The organism is Sinomonas sp. R1AF57, assembly GCF_002224485.1.
Taxonomy (GTDB): Bacteria; Actinomycetota; Actinomycetes; order Actinomycetales; family Micrococcaceae; genus Sinomonas; species Sinomonas flava.
On record NZ_CP022463.1, the window covers coordinates 1,161,331 to 1,178,146 of the forward strand.

The 16,816-nt window shown below is 72.4% G+C and carries 16 protein-coding genes; 13 read left to right on the forward strand and 3 right to left on the reverse strand.

Translation table 11 applies throughout. The features are described 5' to 3' along the window. Nucleotide 1 precedes the first annotated feature (1 nt). From CGQ25_RS05260 to CGQ25_RS05275, 4 genes are read left to right on the forward strand one after another with little or no spacing between them, the layout of a single operon-like run. Nucleotides 2–928: an FAD:protein FMN transferase gene (locus CGQ25_RS05260; protein ID WP_222703705.1), complete on the forward strand. Its 927-nt coding sequence runs from the start codon at nucleotides 2–4 to the stop codon at nucleotides 926–928. Beyond that, nucleotides 925–1,479, forward strand: a complete 555-nt coding sequence (locus tag CGQ25_RS05265; protein WP_208712130.1) for a ferric reductase-like transmembrane domain-containing protein — start codon at nucleotides 925–927, stop codon at nucleotides 1,477–1,479. Before CGQ25_RS05260 ends, CGQ25_RS05265 begins: the two co-directional genes overlap by 4 nt. A gap of 6 nt (nucleotides 1,480–1,485) precedes the next feature. Further along, nucleotides 1,486–2,700 (forward strand): NADH-ubiquinone oxidoreductase-F iron-sulfur binding region domain-containing protein, encoded by a 1,215-nt coding sequence (locus CGQ25_RS05270; protein ID WP_208712131.1) that lies wholly within the window; start codon nucleotides 1,486–1,488, stop codon nucleotides 2,698–2,700. Continuing rightward, nucleotides 2,697–2,924, forward strand: coding sequence for a ferredoxin (locus tag CGQ25_RS05275; RefSeq protein ID WP_208712132.1), 228 nt, complete (start codon nucleotides 2,697–2,699; stop codon nucleotides 2,922–2,924). The genes CGQ25_RS05270 and CGQ25_RS05275 overlap by 4 nt, the downstream gene beginning before the upstream one ends. A gap of 12 nt (nucleotides 2,925–2,936) precedes the next feature. Here the strand turns inward: CGQ25_RS05275 and CGQ25_RS05280 are convergent, their stop codons facing one another. After that, nucleotides 2,937–3,800, reverse strand: a complete 864-nt coding sequence (locus tag CGQ25_RS05280; RefSeq protein WP_255405591.1) for an SGNH/GDSL hydrolase family protein — start codon at nucleotides 3,798–3,800, stop codon at nucleotides 2,937–2,939. Between the two features lie 83 nt (nucleotides 3,801–3,883). Between CGQ25_RS05280 and CGQ25_RS05285 the strand changes: the two genes are divergently transcribed. Beyond that, nucleotides 3,884–4,585 carry an alpha/beta hydrolase gene (locus tag CGQ25_RS05285; RefSeq protein ID WP_208712133.1) on the forward strand — a complete coding sequence of 234 codons (702 nt, stop codon included), beginning with the start codon at nucleotides 3,884–3,886 and terminating at the stop codon, nucleotides 4,583–4,585. Nucleotides 4,586–4,718: 133 nt separating this feature from the next. Here the strand turns inward: CGQ25_RS05285 and CGQ25_RS05290 are convergent, their stop codons facing one another. Next, nucleotides 4,719–4,979, reverse strand: coding sequence for an RNA-binding S4 domain-containing protein (locus CGQ25_RS05290; RefSeq protein ID WP_208712134.1), 261 nt, complete (start codon nucleotides 4,977–4,979; stop codon nucleotides 4,719–4,721). 39 nt (nucleotides 4,980–5,018) lie between these two features. Between CGQ25_RS05290 and CGQ25_RS05295 the strand changes: the two genes are divergently transcribed. The 4 genes from CGQ25_RS05295 (at nucleotide 5,019) to CGQ25_RS05310 (ending at nucleotide 10,158) form a co-directional block, all read left to right on the forward strand. Next, on the forward strand, nucleotides 5,019–5,999 hold the full coding sequence (locus tag CGQ25_RS05295; protein ID WP_208712135.1) for a DMT family transporter: 981 nt from the start codon (nucleotides 5,019–5,021) through the stop codon (nucleotides 5,997–5,999). A gap of 115 nt (nucleotides 6,000–6,114) precedes the next feature. Then, on the forward strand, nucleotides 6,115–7,500 hold the full coding sequence (locus tag CGQ25_RS05300; RefSeq protein WP_208712136.1) for a glycine--tRNA ligase: 1,386 nt from the start codon (nucleotides 6,115–6,117) through the stop codon (nucleotides 7,498–7,500). Between the two features lie 4 nt (nucleotides 7,501–7,504). Beyond that, a complete protein-coding gene (locus tag CGQ25_RS05305) occupies nucleotides 7,505–8,533 on the forward strand; it encodes a GNAT family N-acetyltransferase (RefSeq protein ID WP_208712137.1) in 1,029 nt (342 codons plus the stop codon). Nucleotides 8,534–8,706: 173 nt separating this feature from the next. Further along, entirely contained in the window at nucleotides 8,707–10,158 is a 1,452-nt protein-coding gene (locus CGQ25_RS05310; protein ID WP_208712907.1) for a YibE/F family protein, read from the forward strand. A 9-nt stretch (nucleotides 10,159–10,167) separates the two neighbouring features. Here CGQ25_RS05310 and CGQ25_RS05315 read toward each other — a convergent pair whose 3' ends face one another. Then, nucleotides 10,168–11,007, reverse strand: coding sequence for a 1-acyl-sn-glycerol-3-phosphate acyltransferase (locus CGQ25_RS05315; RefSeq protein WP_208712138.1), 840 nt, complete (start codon nucleotides 11,005–11,007; stop codon nucleotides 10,168–10,170). Between the two features lie 257 nt (nucleotides 11,008–11,264). On the opposite strand from CGQ25_RS05315, the gene CGQ25_RS05320 reads away from it, so the two are divergent. From CGQ25_RS05320 to dnaG, 4 genes are all read left to right on the forward strand, one after another. Next, nucleotides 11,265–12,311, forward strand: a complete 1,047-nt coding sequence (locus CGQ25_RS05320) for a hypothetical protein (protein WP_208712139.1) — start codon at nucleotides 11,265–11,267, stop codon at nucleotides 12,309–12,311. 141 nt (nucleotides 12,312–12,452) lie between these two features. Beyond that, complete coding sequence (gene dusB / locus CGQ25_RS05325; RefSeq protein ID WP_255405737.1) at nucleotides 12,453–13,604, forward strand: tRNA dihydrouridine synthase DusB; 1,152 nt, start codon at nucleotides 12,453–12,455, stop codon at nucleotides 13,602–13,604. Continuing rightward, nucleotides 13,597–14,880, forward strand: a complete 1,284-nt coding sequence (locus CGQ25_RS05330; RefSeq protein WP_208712140.1) for a deoxyguanosinetriphosphate triphosphohydrolase — start codon at nucleotides 13,597–13,599, stop codon at nucleotides 14,878–14,880. Before dusB ends, CGQ25_RS05330 begins: the two co-directional genes overlap by 8 nt. Before the next feature lie 13 nt (nucleotides 14,881–14,893). Then, entirely contained in the window at nucleotides 14,894–16,792 is a 1,899-nt protein-coding gene (gene dnaG, locus CGQ25_RS05335; protein WP_208712141.1) for a DNA primase, read from the forward strand. The last annotated feature ends 24 nt before the right edge of the window (nucleotides 16,793–16,816 follow it).

Below are 16,816 nucleotides of genomic sequence, written 5' to 3' on the forward strand. Positions count from 1 at the left end.
CGTGGCAGCTGTCGCGGACTTCGAGGCGTTCACCTGTGCGTGCCGCCTGGCCGTCACGGACCCCGCCGCTCTCGGCCCCGCCCTCGCCCACGTCCAGGAGTTCCTGGGCCGGGTCGACCAGGCCGCCAGCAGCTTCCGCCCCGACTCGGAGCTCAGCCGGGTGCAGCGCGCCGGGGGAGGGGCGGTGACGCCGCTGCTGGCGAGCCTGATCCGCACTGCGCTCGACGCCGCTGACCGCTCCGGGGGCGCCGTCGTCCCGACACTGGGCTGCGAGCTGATCGATCTGGGCTTCGGGCCGCCACGGGAGGACGCTCGCGCGGCGGCCGGCCCGACGGTGTCCACCCGCCCGCTCCCCGCGGAGAGCTGGCGGCAGGTCACGCTCGACGCCGGCGTGCTCGCCATCCCGCCGGGCGTCCGCCTCGACCTCGGCGCCACGGCGAAGGCGGCGGCGGCCGACCGGGCGGCGGCGGAAGTGCACGCCCGCTTCGGCACGTCCGTCCTCGTCTCCCTCGGCGGGGACCTCGCCACGGCGGGCGACGCCGCGTGGGAGGTGCTCGTGCAGGACCTTCCCGCCGACCCCGCATGCCAGGTGAGCCTGGCCGGCGGCTGGGCGATCGCGACGTCGAGCACGCAGAAGCGACGGCGGCGCTCGGGGACGCTCGAGGCGCACCACATCCTCGACCCCATGACGGCCCTTCCCGCCCCAGAGGCCTGGCGCAGCGTCACGGTGGCGGCCCCCGACTGCGTCAGCGCGAACACGGCGAGCACCGCCGCCGTCGTGCGCGGGACTGCTGCTGTCGCATGGCTCCGCGGCCTGGGATACCCCGCGCGCCTCGTGCGGGCAGACGGCGACGTGGTGGAGCTCAACGGCTGGCCCGCCGACTCCGCGGACCACCGGCCGTCCCTCGCGGCAGGGGCGCGGCGATGAACGAAGTCCTGTGGGCCTTCGGCCGGGCGAGCGGGATCGTCTCCCTCGCGCTGCTCACCGCCGTGCTCGTCCTGGGCATCGTGAGCCGCTCGGGGCGTCCGCTCGCCGGGCTTCCGCGCTTCTCGGTGGCGCTCGTCCACCGCAGCACCGCCCTGACCGCCGTCACGTTCCTGGTGCTGCACGTTGGCACCCTCATGCTCGACCCGCATGCGAAGCTCGGCCTGGGCGACGCCGTCGTGCCCTTCCTGGCGGGCTGGAACCCGTTCTGGGTGGGACTCGGCACGACGGCGTTCGACCTCGTGGTGGCCCTCGTGGTGACGGGACTGCTGCGCCACCGGTTCGGGCAGCGGGCCTTCCGGGCCATCCACTGGGCCGCCTACGCCCTCTGGCCGGTCGCGTTCGCCCACGCGCTGGGCTCGGGGACCGACGCGGGGTCGCTGTGGTTCCAGGCCTACGCGTGGGCCTGCGCCGGGGCCGCGGCATCCGCCGTGCTCTGGCGCCTCAGCGCGGGATTCGCGGAGACTGCCGCTGCACGGTTCGGGCGGGTGTGAGCGTGCATGACTGAGACGGCTCTCGGACTGCCGGCCCTGGGCACCGGACGGCTCTTCGCGTCCGCCGGCCCGGACCTGGCAGCCCATGAGGCAGCCTACGGCCCGCGGAGGACCGGCTGGACCCGCGAGGCGCTGCTCGCGGAGCTCGAGGCATCGGGTCTCGCCGGGCGCGGAGGCGCCGGATTCCCCGCCTGGCGCAAGCTGTCCTCGCTCGGAGCGCGGCGCGCCGTCGTCGTGGCCAACGGCGCCGAGGGCGAGCCGCTGAGCCGCAAGGACGCCGCGCTCCTGACGGGGGCGCCCCACCTCGTCCTCGATGGTCTCCTCACAGCGGCCGAGGCGCTGAACGCGTCGCAGCTCTTCGTCTACGCGCCCGCGGCATCGCTCGCGGGCGTGGCCGCCGCCCTGGCCGAACGCCGCGACGGACGGCGCATCTCGCTCGTCGAATCGCCGGGGACGTTCGTCTCCGGCGAGGCCAGCGCGGTCGTCTCGGCGCTCGAGACGGGGCTCGCCCTGCCGCGGGACAGCGCGGCGCGCCTGACCACCGCGGGGTACCGGGGACTGCCGACCCTCGTGCACAACGTCGAGACGCTCGCCCAGCTCGCCCTCGTGGCCCGGTACGGCGCCGACTGGTTCCGCACCGCAGGGACCGACGACGATCCGGGCACCCGTCTCGTCAGCGTCTCGGGGGACGTGCCGACGCCCCGCGTCGCGGAGGTTCCCGGCGGCACATCGCTCCGCGACATCCTCCTCGGCGCCGGGGCCGACCCGGGCTCCCTGGCCGCCGTCCTCGTCGGAGGCTTCCACGGCGCCTGGGTGCCGGCGAAGGCCCTGGACCGGCGCGCGAGCGCCGCGGGCCTCGCGGACTACGGCGCCCGGCCCGGCGCCGGGGTGCTCCTCGCCCTCGCCGCGGGGCGCTGCGGCCTGGCGGCGGCCGCACCCATCGCCCGCTACCTCGCCGACGGCTCGGCGCGCCAGTGCGGGCCGTGCACGTTCGGGCTGCCCGCCATGGCGGCCGTCCTCGAACGGATCGCCGGCGGGGAGCGGAGCCCCTGGCTCGCGGCCGAGGCCGAGCGACTGGCGGGCCTTATCACGGGCAGGGGAGCGTGCCACCACCCCGACGCGACGGCAGGGTTCGTCCGCAGCACGCTGACGGTGTTCCGGCAGGAGGTGCGTGCCCATCTGAACGGGGACTGCACGGGCACCCGGGGGTGGCAGCCATGAGCCGGGAACGCCTCGCGCTGCACATCGACTTCACGCGGTGCGACGGGCGTGGCCTCTGCACCGAGCTGCTGCCCGAACTCCTCGTCCGCGACGACTGGGGCTACCCGCTCGGACGCGGCGGCCGGGACGTGCCGGTTCCCTCCGGGCTCGCCGGGGCGGCGCAGGACGCCGTCTCACTGTGCCCGGTGCAGGCCCTGAGGCTGCGGTCGGCCGGACGGGACTGACCCGCGAGTGCCTCAGCTGGCGCTGGCCTCCCCGGACCCGAGGGGGGCGCCCGCGCCGAAGACGGGCTGCGCCGTCGGGCGCTTGGCCAGGATGCCGTCGCCGCTCGACTTGTGCCGGAGCCGTCGGACCACCCACGGGACGAAGTACTCGCGCGCCCACACGAGGTCCTCGCTGCGGGCCGCGCGCCAGCTGCGCGCGGGCATCGGGCGGGGTTCCATCGGTTCGAGGCTGTGCCTCACGTTGAGGGCCTCGAGGGCCATGATCGCGATCGTGTGGTGGCCCAGCGGGGAGAAGTGGAGCCGGTCGCTGTCCCACATGCGCGGGTCGGAGAGCTTGCGCAGCGCCCACATGTCGGCGATGACGGCATCGTGGCGCGCGGCGATGACCCGCAGGTTCTCGTTGTAGATCGCGACCTTGCCGCGGATCGCCGAGAGCACGGGCGTCGAGCCGATGTCCGGTCCGTTGAACAGGAGCACCGTCGCACCCGAGTCCGCCAGGCGGCCGACGGCGCCGTCGAGCCTGAGCGCGAGGGCGTCCGGGTCGCTGCCGGGCCGGAGGAGGTCGTTGCCGCCCGCGGAGAGCGAGACAAGGTCCGGGCGCAGCTCGAGCGCGGGCTCGAGCTGCTCGTCGAGGATGCGTCCCAGCAGCCTTCCGCGGATCGCCAGGTTGGCGTAGGCGAAGTCGGGGGTGCCGTGGGAGAGCTCCTCCGCGAGGCGGTCGGCCCAGCCGCGGTGGCGTCCGGGATTGTTCTGGTCGGGGTCGCCGATTCCCTCCGTGAAGGAGTCGCCGAGGGCAACGTAGCGGTGCCACGGGTGGTGGTAGCCGTCGGGTCCGTCCTCGACGCCCGGGGAGAGCCGGTCAGAGATCGTACTCACGGGTACATTGTGCGCCGGGGGAGCGTGGAGTCCAAGACGGCCGCTATTTAGTTGACAGTTCAACTATGTGCAAGAATGGACCCATGACTGATGCCGTTGCCGATGCCCAGCGTCCCGAGGCCTACCCCGCCGACTACCCCGACCACCAGATCCTGTGGAGCCGGCCGGAGGCCGAGCGTGCCGGCACACCGCTCATCGTGATGTTCCACGGGTACGGCTCGAACGAGGCCGACCTCATGGGACTCGCGGGCTACCTTCCCGAGGACTTCACCGTCGCCGCGCTGCGCGCTCCCCAGACGCTCGCGCCGGGTGCCTACCAGTGGTTCCCCCTCATGGCCGCCCAGGACTTCACGATGGACTCCGTCGAGGCCGCCGTCGAGTACGCCCTCGCATGGCTCGACGAGGTCCGCTCCCAGCACTCCTCCGTGACCCTCCTCGGATTCTCGATGGGCATGGCCATGGCCACCTCCCTCCTGCGCCGGCGCCCGGCGGACTTCGCCGCCGTCGTGGGCCTCTCCGGCTTCGCCGTCGACCCCGCCGCCGCTGGGGCAGCGGACTACTCCTACTTCCGCGACGCAGAGCTCACCGGCACCGTGCCCCTGTTCTGGGGCCGCGACCAGGCCGATCCCGTCATCACGGCCGACAAGGTCGAGTACACGATGGGCTGGGTGCGCGGCCACGTCGCGCTGACCAAGATCACCTACCCCGGCATCGGCCACAGCGTCAGCGGGCCGGAGATCGCCCACGTCAAGGAGTTCCTCGAGCAGGCCGTCCTCAAGCCCTGACGTCTCGGGTACGCGAAACCGCGCCCCTGAGCGTCTCGGGTGCGCGAAACCGCGCCCCTGAGCGTCTCGGGTACGCGAAATCGCGCCCCTGAGCGTCTCGGGTACGCACGACGGCGCCCGGCCGCCCGAGCGGTCAGCCCCGCGACACGAGCCGCACCCGCGCGCCATTGACCTCGACCACGTCCCCGGCGCTGAGCTGGCGCCCCCGGCGCTCCTCAATCTCGCCGTTTACCTTGACGAGCCCGTTGCGGATCAGCTCTGCGGCCTCGACCCCGTCCTCGACCAGGGAGGCGAGCTTGAGGACCTGTCCGAGGCGGATCGTCCCCTCGCGGATCTCGACCGTGTCGAGGCCGTCGTCGGGGGCGGGCGTGCTGCGCGGTTCGCTGGGGGGCATGGTGCAACTGTAGGCCGTGCAGCCCCTAGGCTGTCTCCAGTGACCGCGCCCCGACCCTTTCCCCTTCCGCTCGGCCTCGCCGCGGCCGTGGCGGCCGGCGTCGCCGTTCCTGCGCAGGGCCGCATCAACGGGGCGCTCGGCGCTCGCCTCGGCGATGGCGTCGCCGCGGCGCTGACCAGCTTCGGCACCGGGCTCGCAGTCCTCGCGGTCCTGGCGGCGGTCCTGCCCTCGGGCCGCGCAGGGGTGCGGGGCATCGGGTCGGCCGTGCGGTCGGGCACGATCCCGTGGTGGTACCTCGGGGCGGGCCTGTGCGGGGCACTCTTCGTCGTCGCGCAGGCTGTCACCGTCGGCGTCCTCGGGATCGCGGTCTTCACCATCGCCGCCGTCACCGGGCAGACCATGAGCGGCCTGCTCGTGGACCGGGTGGGCTTCGCGCAGGGCCGGCAGCGTCCGCTCACGGGCATGCGCGTCTTCGCGACCGTCCTCACCCTCGCCTCGGTCGCCTATGCCGTGGCGCCGAAGTTCGGAGCAGCGCAGGACCTCGCCGCGCTGACCGCCCTCGTGGTCCTGCCCTTCGCGGCAGGGTTCGCGCAGAGCTTCCAGTCCGCCATGAACGGGGCCAGCGCGGTGGCCTACAGCAGCCTCCTCGCGGCCACGCTCATGAACTTCGTCTCGGGCATCGTAGGGCTCACGGTCGCGTGGGCGGTCAAGGTCGCCGTGGCAGGCCCCGGCAGGCCCCTTCCGGCCGACTTCCCGGCGGACTGGTGGTACTACACGGGCGGCCCCCTCGGCGTCGTGTTCATCGCCGTCGCCACCGTGCTCGTCCGTCGCCTCGGAGTGCTCCTGACGGGCCTCGGCATGATCGCCGGCCAGCTGCTCGGCTCCCTCGCGCTCGACGCGTTCGCGCCCGCGCCGGGCACCGTCGTCGCGCTCCCCACTGTCGTCGGCACCGTGGCGACCCTCGTCGCGATGGTCCTGGCGACCCTGCCGTGGAACCGGCGCATGATCCGCACGAGGTGACCGGCCGGCGTCGTGCGCCGGTAGGCTTGTCACTGCACGCTCGTCTGTGCGCCTGACTCACTGGTGCACACCGCCGGACCGCACCCAGCGGCCTGAGAAGTACGGAGGAACCCCCTTGGCACCGAAGACCCCACTGGACTCGATCGTCTCCCTGGCCAAGCGCCGCGGATTCGTCTTCCAGGCGGGTGAGATCTACGGAGGCTCCCGCTCGGCCTGGGACTACGGCCCCCTCGGCGTCGAGCTCAAGGAGAACATCAAGGAGCAGTGGTGGCAGACGTTCGTCCGCGGCCGCGAGGACATGGTGGGCCTCGACTCCTCCGTGATCCTGCCCAAGCAGGTGTGGGAGGCCTCCGGCCACGTCGCCACGTTCACCGACCCCCTCGTCGAGTGCCTCCAGTGCCACCACCGCTTCCGCCAGGACCACCTCATCGAGGCGTACGAGGCGAAGAAGGGCCGCGCGCCTGAGGGCGGCATGGACTCCATCGTCTGCCCGAACTGCGGGACCACCGGCAAGTGGACCGAGCCGCAGATGTTCTCGGGCCTCATGAAGACGTTCCTCGGCCCCGTGGACAACGCCGAGGGCCTGCACTACATGCGCCCCGAGACCGCCCAGGGCATCTTCGTGAACTTCAACAACGTCGTTACCACGAGCCGCAAGAAGCCGCCGTTCGGCATCGGCCAGATCGGCAAGGCGTTCCGCAACGAGATCACCCCCGGCAACTTCATCTTCCGCACCCGCGAGTTCGAGCAGATGGAGATCGAGTACTTCACGGCGCCCGGCGAGGCCGACGAGTGGTTCAAGCACTGGGTCGAGGAGTGCTGGAACTGGTTCGTGGACCTGGGCATCAGCCCGGAGAACATGCGCCGCTTCGACGTCCCCGAGGACGAGCGCGCCCACTACTCCGCGGGCACGATCGACATCGAGTACCGCTTCGGCTTCCAGGGCAACGAGTGGGGCGAGCTCATGGGCATCGCCAACCGCACCGACTACGACCTGGGCAGCCACTCGAAGGCCTCCGGCCACGAGCTCGCCTACTTCAACCAGGCCACGAACGAGCGCTACATCCCCTACGTGATCGAGCCCTCGTTCGGCCTCACACGTTCGATGATGGCCTTCCTCGTCGACGCGTACACCGAGGACGAGGCCCCCAACACGAAGGGCGGCGTCGACAAGCGCACGGTGCTCAAGCTCGACCCGCGCCTCGCGCCGGTCAAGGCCGCGGTGCTGCCGCTGAGCCGCAACGAGGACCTCTCGCCCAAGGCCCGCGACCTCGCGGCCCAGCTGCGCAAGCACTGGAACATCGAGTTCGACGATGCCGGCGCCATCGGCCGTCGCTACCGCCGCCAGGACGAGATCGGCACTCCGTTCTGCATCACGGTGGACTTCGACACCCTCGAGGACCAGGCGGTGACCATCCGCGAGCGCGACACGATGGGCCAGGACCGCGTCTCCCTCGACAAGGTGGCGGGGTACCTCTTCGAGCGCCTCGAGAAGAACTGAGCCCATGGCCCAGCTGACGTACCGCCCCTGGCGCGACGGCGACGACCACGTCCTCCTGCAGCTCTGGGGTGACGCTGAGGGCGCCGCCGCGGAGCAGTTCCGCGGCGCCTTCGGTCCAGACTCCGACGGCGCCCAGCAGGGTGCCGCCGCCGGTGACGGGGACGCGCACGACGGCGCCGGCTCGGCACCGGGGGCGTGGCGGCGCTGCGTCGTGGCCGAGGACCAGGGCATCCCTGTTGCCGCGGGCGTGGTGTACGCCTCGGCGCTGCATCCCCAGCGGCACTGGGCGTACGTCGAGGTGGCCCGGGACCACCGGCGGCAGGGCGTCGGCACGGAGCTCCTGCGCCGGCTGCGCGAGGCGGCGGAAGCCTCGCCGTCGGGCGTCGCGGCCCTGCGCTCACGGGTGACTGCCGGCACGCCGGGGGCGGACTTCGCCGCAGCGCGCGGGTTCGGCGCCCTGCAGCGGTCGCGCCACGTGGTGGTGCGGCCGGGCTCGCTCAAGCTGCCGGTCTTCGGCGACGGCGAGGACTCCGGCGACTCCCCGCTCGTCGAGGACCTCGCGACCGGCTCGGTCGAGCTCTCGGACGCCGTGGCGCGCTACTACACCGAGATCAACGACTGGGACCCGCCTGCGCCGATCAGCGTCGGGCGCGCCCAGCAGCTCTTCCTCTCGGACGCGGCCGGCGCCCACGGCGCCGTCGTGCTGCGCGCTCCGGCGGAGAGCGCTTTCGGCTCCGCCGTCGCCCCGTCGAAGCGGAAGGGGCGCCTGCGCGCGTTCGCCGTCAGCTATGCCGCGCCGGGCGGCGCGGCGGCGGACGACCCGAGCGAGGTGCTCCTCGGCCATGAGGTCCGGCTCGACGCGGAGGACGCCCGGGACGCCGTCCGCGGTCTCCTGGCGCTCATCGCGTACCAGCACCCCGTGAGCCTCGAGCTGGACGATTCGATGGCGGCGCTCCGCGCGACCGTCGAGCCGCTGCTCGCTGCCGGCGCCGCCGAACAGGTCGGCGCGGACACGCTGACCGTCGGGGACTGAGCGTGGGCGCGGGACACGGGACCGGGCACGGGTCCGCGGGGCACGGGCACGCCGGTCATGGGCACAGCCATGGGGGCCCGCCCGCCGGCCCCGCCGCGGCGGCGGCCCGCCGGCGTGCCACGTGGATCCTGGCGGCGGTCCTCGTCCCCCTCGGCCTCCTCACCCTCGTCGGGATGGTCTCGCTCTGGCCCTCGGGCGACCGTTCGGGGCTCCAGCTCTCCAACCCCTACTCCGTCGCGCAGGGCGTCACGATGGACACTGGCACGGTCAGGACGGTGACGTCCGAGGCCTGCCCGGGCGCGTCGTCGTCCGCTGCCTCCTCCGGGACGTCCGCCAGCACGTGCAGCTTCGCGTCGACCCAGCCTGACGCCGGCGGGGCCGAGGTGCGCGTGGCACTCAACCCGGACATCGTGAAGTCGCACGGGGTCAAGCCCGGGGACCGGATCCGGTACCTCAACCTCTCGCGCATCCAGCACCAGCCCCAGGGCAGCTCGGCCCAGGGCAGCTCGGCCCAGGGCGGCGCGGCCCAGCAGGCGAGCGGCGCTCCGGCCTACGTCTTCACGGACTTCGTCCGGACGGTCCCGATCCTGCTCCTCGCGGCGCTGTACGCCGTCGTGGTCGTGGCCGTCGCCCGATGGCGGGGGCTGCGCGCCCTGCTCGGACTCGGGGGCGCGTACGCAGTGCTGGTCGCCTTCGTCCTGCCCGGCCTCGTCGAGGGGAAGCCTCCGCTCCTGCTGGCCCTCGTGGGGTCGACGGTCATCATGATGGGCGTCCTGTACTTCGCCCACGGGCTCTCGGCCCGCACCTCGACGGCGCTGCTGGGGACGATCTTCGGCCTGGGCGTGACTGCCCTGCTCGCCGCCTGGTCGACCGACGCCGCCTACCTCACCGGTGTGGGCAGCCACGACGCGGCGAGTCTGGTCAACGTCGGCGGGAACATCTCGATCTCGGGCATCATCCTCTGCGGGCTGATCATCTCGGGACTCGGAGCGCTCAACGACGTCACGATCACCCAGTCCTCGGCGGTGTGGGAGCTCTACGAGCTCGCCCCGCACACCCCCGCCCGCAAGCTGTTCACCTCCGCCCTGAGGATCGGGCGGGACCACATCGCCTCGACCGTGTACACGATCGCGTTCGCCTACGCAGGGGCCGCGCTGCCCCTGCTCATCATCGTCTCGCTCTACGACCGGCCCTTCCTCGAGGCCATTACGAGCTCGGAGCTCGCCGAGGAAGTCGTGCGCACCCTCGTCGGCTCCGTGGGCCTCGTGCTCGCGATTCCGATGACCACCGCTGTCGCGGTCGCCGTCGTCAAGGCCACAGGTGCCTCCCGGTTCGAGGGCCGGCCGTCCGAGGCAGCCCTGCTCGCGGGCGAGGAGACGGACCGCCTCGCCGCCGGCCGGTCACCGCGCACGACGGCGGGCACGCGCCGCGGCGAGGCCGGCTCGGCTTCCGGCCCGGACGACGGCGGCGCTCACGCCGTCGCCACCGGCATTGCCACAGCCACCGGCGCCTCCGGAGTCGGGGCAGGCGCCCGGGCCGATGCTGATGGGGCCGATGATGACGGAGTCGCGCAGGACGACGGAGCAGGGGAGTACCCGACCCGGAGGTCCCGCCGCGGCCGCTGACGCGGGCCCTCACATCTTGTCGCGGTCCGGCCGCAGGCCGTGCGAGGCGTCGAAGGCGTCCCAGATGTCCCTCTCGGCCTCGGTGGGCGCCCCGCCCCCGTCCTTGGCAGCGACCCACCATGCACCTCGGGGGCGCCCGAGCGGGAAGTCCCCGGCCGCGACGTCGACCGCCTCCTGGAGGGCCCGCTGCAGCCGTCGGGCCGACTGTTCGGGCGGCTCGCCCTCGCCGAAGGCGACCGGTGGACCGAAGTGCACGCGGACGGGTGCCATCCAGGCGTCGCGGACCGAGCCGCGGTGCGTCCGGTTCCGCGGGCCGTGGCCGCGCGTCGTGATGCGGTGTCCGCCCCACACCCCGACGGGGATGAGGGGAACGCCCGTGGCAAGGGCCATGCGGACGGCACCGGTGTGGCAGCGGCGCACCGTGAAGCTCCTGCTCACGCCCGCCTCGGGGAAGAGGGCGATGCTCCAGCCGGCGTCGAGGGCGCGCATCGCCGCGGACAGGCTCGCGTGGTCGGCCCCGCCCAGCACGGCCACGCCGCCGCAGGCGGTGATCGCAGCGCCGAGCAGCCGGCTCCGGTACGGCCGTGGCCCGACCAGGAAGCGCAGCCGGTCGTGCCTGTCCGCCCACCAGGCGAGGGCAACCGGCGCGAAGTCGCCGTAGCCGAAGTGGGTGACGGCGAGGACCACCTGCCCTTGGGGCACCTCAGAGAGCCCCGTGGGGATGATCCGGAGTCGGAGGGCACGGACAAGCCAGCCGGCCACGCGCCGTGCAGTGTCGTAGAGCCAGAGGTTCCCGCGCCGGGCGGCGCGGACGCCGACGCCTGCGTCAACGCCTGCGGAGCTGCTCATGGGGCTAGCGTAGGCCCGCCCGCGCTGGCGCGGGCCGCGGGCGCCGTGGTCCTGCACAGGCGCCTGCGAGGGTGGCCTGAACAGGTTGCCGATTGGTCCTCCACAGGCAGAGGTCCGGAGGAGCCCTGGGCTGTGTTCCTCGGTGTTCCTTGGCGTTGTCCACATAGGGGCCCGAGGTGCTGCCCGCCGGCGGATCGCTGCATAGCGTCGATGGCGAGGCGCCGGCACGGCGCCCAGCAGAGCGAAGGGGAACCGGGATGGGCAAGGCACAGCGGAACCGGGCAGCGCGGGCAGACGCCATGAGGACGTCGGCCTCGGAGACGGTCCAATCCGTCGCGGGCGAGGACCTCTCGGGGCCGGACCGGTTCATCCCCGGATTCACCGGCCGGCAGGCCGACCTGCTCAGGGGACACTGCGCCGAGGCGGTACGGGCGCTGGGCTTGCGGGCGCGTGACTTCGGGAGCCATCTGGCCGTCACGGGAGGCCCCTTCCGCGGATCCGGGGCCCAGCTGGGGCTGACCTCCATCGCGCGTGCCGCAGCGCGTGTGCCCGAGGAGGCGTGGGGCGAGGTGGCGAGCAGCATCGTGGGACAGCTCGTCGGGGGCGCGCTCGAGGCGGCGCAGGCCGGAGGCGGCCGGCCCGGAAGCGGGCTCGGCTACGCAGGGAAGGCCCTGCGGGAGCGGCTGTTCCCGAGGTTCTCGGCCCCTGGACGGATCCCTGACGAGGTACTGGGGGAGGACTACACGTACGCGCGCAGGATCGCCGGGCTCCCGCTCCTCCTCGCTTTGCGCAGGGAGGAGACGTCCCTCCTGCTTGCCGACGTCCATCTGGCCAAGGCCGGCGGGCTCGAGGCAGCGTGGGAAGCTGCCGAGGCGAATCTCTTCTCCGCGGGCTTCGATGAGGTGCAGGCCTACGCCAAGGACGGCGTCACGGTTCTCCACCTCGAGGGCGACCATCCGCGCATGGCCTCCTGGCTCGCCTATCCCGACCGGCTCATGGCCGAGCTGGGCCTTGAGCCGGGCAGGCTCGGCGTCTTCTTCGGGGTTCCGGCACTGCGGATGATCACCCTCCACCTCGTGGACGAGGAAACGACGGTCGAGGGACTCGAAGGGATGCTCGGCCTCAACGCGATCCTCGGGAAGGAGGAGATCGCGCCACTGAGCGGCCACCTGTACTGGTGGCGTCCCGGCGAACAGGTCCAGGCGGCGACCTCGAACGAGGACGGCGCCCTGGCGCTGACGCTCCCGGCGAGCGTCATGCGTGCCGTCGCTGGCCCAGACGGCGACTACTGGGAGGTCGCATGATGGCGGCCTCAGGGCGGCGCGCCGCTGGAATTTGCCCCGCTTTGACACAATAGACGGGTGACTGCAGTGCCAACCGCCCTTCCCTCCGCCCCTGCGGGCCCAGACCAGGCCCGTCGGGAGGCCAGCCAGGACGCCCAGCCGGTGCGCCTCGAGCTGCCGCCCCTGAGTCTCGGCAGGCTGACGATCGACACCCCGGTCGTGCTCGCGCCGATGGCCGGTATCACCAATACCGCCTTCCGGCGACTGTGCCGCGAGTACGGCGGCGGCCTGTACGTGTCCGAGATGGTCACCTCGCGTGCCCTCGTCGAGAGGCACCCGGAGTCGCTGCGCATCATCAAGCACGACGGCGACGAGCAGGTGCGCTCGGTGCAGCTGTACGGGGTGGATCCGGTCACGGTGGGGCAGGCGGTCCGGATGCTCGTCGACGAGGACCGGGCAGACCACATCGACCTCAACTTCGGCTGCCCGGTGCCCAAGGTCACCAAGCGCGGCGGCGGGTCCGCGCTTCCCTGGAAGACGGACCTCTTCACCCAGATCGTCCAGACCGCCGTGCGCGAGGCGGATCGGGGAGGGGTCCCCCTCACCATCAAGATGCGCAAGGGCATCGACGACGACCACCTGACCTACATCGAGGCCGGGAAGATTGCCCGGGACGCCGGCGTCGCCGCCGTGGCCCTCCATGGCCGGACGGCGGCCCAGTTCTATTCCGGGACAGCGGACTGGAGCGCCATCGCCCGGCTGCGCGAGGCGCTTCCGGACATCCCGGTCCTCGGCAACGGGGACATCTGGAGCGCCGAGGACGCCGTCCGGATGGTCCACGAGACGGGAGTGGACGGCGTCGTCGTCGGGCGCGGGTGCCAGGGCAGGCCGTGGCTCTTCGGCGACCTCCAGGCCGCCTTCGAGGGACGTGCCGAGCGTATCCAGCCGGGGCTGGCAGACGTGGGGGAGGCCTTCTACCGGCACGCGCAGCTCCTCGTCGAGTACTTCGAGGACGAGGGCAAGGCGCTGCGGGACATCCGCAAGCACGTCGCGTGGTACTTCAAGGGCTACGCGGTCGGAGGTGAGCTGCGGGCCCGGCTCGCCCAGGTGAACACCCTGGACGAGCTTCGTGGACTGCTCGACACCCTTGACCCTGAGGCCCCCTACCCCGGCACTGACGCCGAGGGCCCGCGGGGCCGCGCTGGGTCGCCCAAGCGCCCGGCGCTGCCCCACAGGTGGCTCGAGAGCCGCACCATGGACGACGCGCAGACCCGTGACATCGCCGCGGCGGAACTGGACGTGTCCGGTGGCTGAGACAGTGGCCGAGGACACCCGCGGCTATTCGGTCCAGGACTCCACCCGCTGGGTCGTCGAGCCCCCGAAGAAGGGCTACCGGAGCGACTTCGAGCGGGACCGCGCGCGGGTCCTCCACTCCTCGGCGCTCCGCCGGCTCGGCGCCAAGACACAGGTCGTCGCCCCGGACACCGACGACTTCGTCCGCACCCGGCTCACGCACTCCCTCGAGGTGGCGCAGGTGGGCCGCGAACTGGGACGGGTCCTGGGCTGCGACCCGGACGTGGTCGACGCCGCGTGCCTGAGCCACGACCTAGGCCACCCACCCTTCGGTCACAACGGCGAGAGCGCCCTGAACGACATCGCCCACGCCATCGGCGGCTTCGAGGGCAACGCGCAGACACTCCGGCTCCTGACGCGGCTGGAGCCCAAGGTCCTCGATGCCGAAGGCCGGCCCGCAGGGCTCAATCTCACGCGGGCAAGCCTCGACGCCGCCTGCAAGTACCCGTGGACCGCGGTGGACGCGCCGATCATCCACGGGCACCGGACGAGCAAGTTCGGCGCCTACGAGGACGACCTCAGGATCTTCGCCTGGGTCCGCGAGGGTGCCCCATCCGGCAGGTCATGCATCGAGGCCCAGGTCATGGACCTCTCCGATGACATCGCCTACTCGGTGCACGATGTCGAGGACGCCATCGTCGCCGGCAAGTTCCAGCTGCGCTGGATGGAGAACCCCGACCACCGGGCCCGTGTCATCGGCTACACGCAGCAGTGGTACCTCCCGCACAGCGACCCGGCCGAGATCGACGCCGCCCTTGCCAGGCTCGAGTCCACACCGGTGTGGGTGCGCGAGGCCGACGGGTCACGCCGCTCGATGGCGGCGCTCAAGAACATGACGAGCCAGCTCATAGGTCGCTTCTGCGACAGCGCCCTGTCGCTCACGCGCGCAGCCTACGGCGAGGCCCCGCTCACGAGGTACGCGGGCGAGGTCATGGTGCCCCAGGAGACGGTCCAGGAGATCGCGGTGATGAAGGGCCTCGCGACGACGTTCGTGATGACCACGGACCACCGCCAGCCCATCTACGAGCGCCAGCGCGAGGTCCTCCACGCCCTCGTCACTGCACTGAGCGCCTCGGGCGACCGGCATCTGGAGCCGATGTTCGCGGCCGACTGGAGGGCGGCGGACGACGACGCCGCACGGCTGCGTGTCATCGTGGACCAGGTGGCCTCGCTCACCGACGGGTCGGCCCTGGCCTGGTACGAGCGGCTGGTGGGCAGCCTTCCGAGCCTCTGGTGACTAAGGTGGTCCAGTGGCAGGCCTGATCAAACCCGAGGACATCGCGGAAGTCCGCTCGCGCACGGACATCAGGGAGGTCGCCGAGGGATACGTGACCCTCAGGAGCGCAGGGATCGGGTCGTGGAAGGGCCTGTGCCCGTTCCACGACGAGCGCACGCCGTCCTTCCATGTGCGACCCCAGGTCGGCACGTACCACTGCTTCGGCTGCGGCGAGAGCGGCGACGTCATCAGCTTCGTCATGAAGATGGACCACACCGCGTTCGCGGAGACTGTCGAGAAGCTCGCCGCAAGGATCGGCTACGAGCTCCACTACGAGGACGGTGCCGGGCCGCGGCGGGAAGAGGTCGGTCGGCGGCAGCGGCTGCTCGACGCGCACAAGGTCGCCGCCGAGTACTTCCAGGCCCAGCTCCTGACCCCGGGTGCGGCCGCGGCGCGGCAGTTCCTCTTCGAGCGCGGCTTCGAGCGGGACGTCGCGGAGCAGTTCGGGGTCGGCTTCGCCCCCCAGGGATGGGACAGCCTGCTCAAGCACCTGCGCACGAAGGGCTTCCGTGACGAGGAGCTCAAGCTCACCGGAATGTTCTCCGAGGGCTCGCGGGGCCTGTACGACCGGTTCCGGGGACGCCTCATCTGGCCGATCCGGGACATCGCCGGAGACGTGATCGGCTTCGGAGCGCGGAGGCTGTTCGAAGACGACCAGGGCCCGAAATACCTCAACACCCCGGAGACAGCGCTCTACAAGAAGTCCCAGGTGCTGTACGGGATCGACATGGCCAAGCGGAACATCGCCAGGAAGCGCCAGTTTGTCGTCGTAGAGGGCTACACCGACGTCATGGCGTGCCATCTGGCGGGCGTGGACACCGCTGTTGCGTCCTGTGGAACGGCCTTCGGGACCGAGCACATCAAGATCGCGCGCAGGCTCCTGACCGATGACGGCACCGGAGGGGAGGTCATCTTCACCTTCGACGGTGATGAGGCCGGCCAGAAGGCTGCTCTGAAGGCCTTCGACGAGGACCAGCGCTTCGTCGCCCAGACCTATGTGGCCGTCGAGCCGCACGGCATGGACCCGTGCGACCTCCGCCAGCACCGGGGGGACGCCGCCGTCCAGCAGCTCATTGAGAGCCGTCGTCCGCTCTTCGAGTTCGCCATCCAGGCCTCGCTCCGCCGCCACAATCTCGAGACCGTCGAGGGCCGTGTCGCCGCACTGCGCGAGGCGGCCCCGGTCGTTGCGCGCATCCGCGACCACGCCATCCGGCCCGCCTATGCCCGGGAGCTGGCCAAGTGGATCGGGGTGCCCCTCGACGACGTGACGCGCGCGGTGGCCTCCGCGGCACGCCGGCCATCGTCCGAACCGCACGGAGGCCCCGGTCCCGAGGCGGGCCGCCGCCCGGCACAGGGGGCACCTCCAGGTGAGGCGATGCCGTCGCCCGCGGCGTGGCGGCCGGATCCGCGCGACCCCGTGGCCGTCATGGAACGCCAGGCGCTCGAGGTTGTCCTCCAGCAGCCGGCCATGCTCGACGCGGCCGCGTGGGATGAGTTCGCGGCGGCCCGGTTCGTGGCACCGGCCCACGCCGCCCTGCATTCCGCCATCGCGGCAGCCGGCAGACAGGGGGAGCAGGAGGCGGTCTCGGCGTGGATAGAACGGGTCCGCCACGAGCTGCCCGAGGGGCTCCGCCCGCTCCTGGCCGAGCTCGCCGTGACGCCGCTGCCGGCGACCACGGAGGAGTCGCTCGAGCGCTACTGCCGGGACATCCTCGCCGGGCTCGCCGAACTGCAGATCACCGCGCAGAAGGCCGAGCTGATGGGACGCCTCCAGAGGCTCGACGCCGCCGCCTCACCTGAGGAGTTCCAGCAGCTCAACCGGAGGCTGATGGAACTCGAGCTGCGGCGCCGCGCGCTCCGCTCCCGGGACTGAAGCGCCGATTTCGCCTCAGCGGCA

Bases quoted from the DNA above. Each gene is read 5' to 3' on its own strand.
- CGQ25_RS05265 (WP_208712130.1), top strand. From the start codon at position 925: ATGAACGAAGTCCTGTGGGCCTTCGGCCGGGCGAGCGGGATCGTCTCC.
- CGQ25_RS05270 (WP_208712131.1), top strand. From the start codon at position 1,486: ATGACTGAGACGGCTCTCGGACTGCCGGCCCTGGGCACCGGACGGCTC.
- CGQ25_RS05275 (WP_208712132.1), top strand. From the start codon at position 2,697: ATGAGCCGGGAACGCCTCGCGCTGCACATCGACTTCACGCGGTGCGAC.
- CGQ25_RS05285 (WP_208712133.1), top strand. From the start codon at position 3,884: ATGACTGATGCCGTTGCCGATGCCCAGCGTCCCGAGGCCTACCCCGCC.
- CGQ25_RS05290 (WP_208712134.1), bottom strand. From the start codon at position 4,979: ATGCCCCCCAGCGAACCGCGCAGCACGCCCGCCCCCGACGACGGCCTC.
- CGQ25_RS05305 (WP_208712137.1), top strand. From the start codon at position 7,505: ATGGCCCAGCTGACGTACCGCCCCTGGCGCGACGGCGACGACCACGTC.
- CGQ25_RS05310 (WP_208712907.1), top strand. From the start codon at position 8,707: ATGGTCTCGCTCTGGCCCTCGGGCGACCGTTCGGGGCTCCAGCTCTCC.
- CGQ25_RS05315 (WP_208712138.1), bottom strand. From the start codon at position 11,007: ATGAGCAGCTCCGCAGGCGTTGACGCAGGCGTCGGCGTCCGCGCCGCC.
- CGQ25_RS05320 (WP_208712139.1), top strand. From the start codon at position 11,265: ATGGGCAAGGCACAGCGGAACCGGGCAGCGCGGGCAGACGCCATGAGG.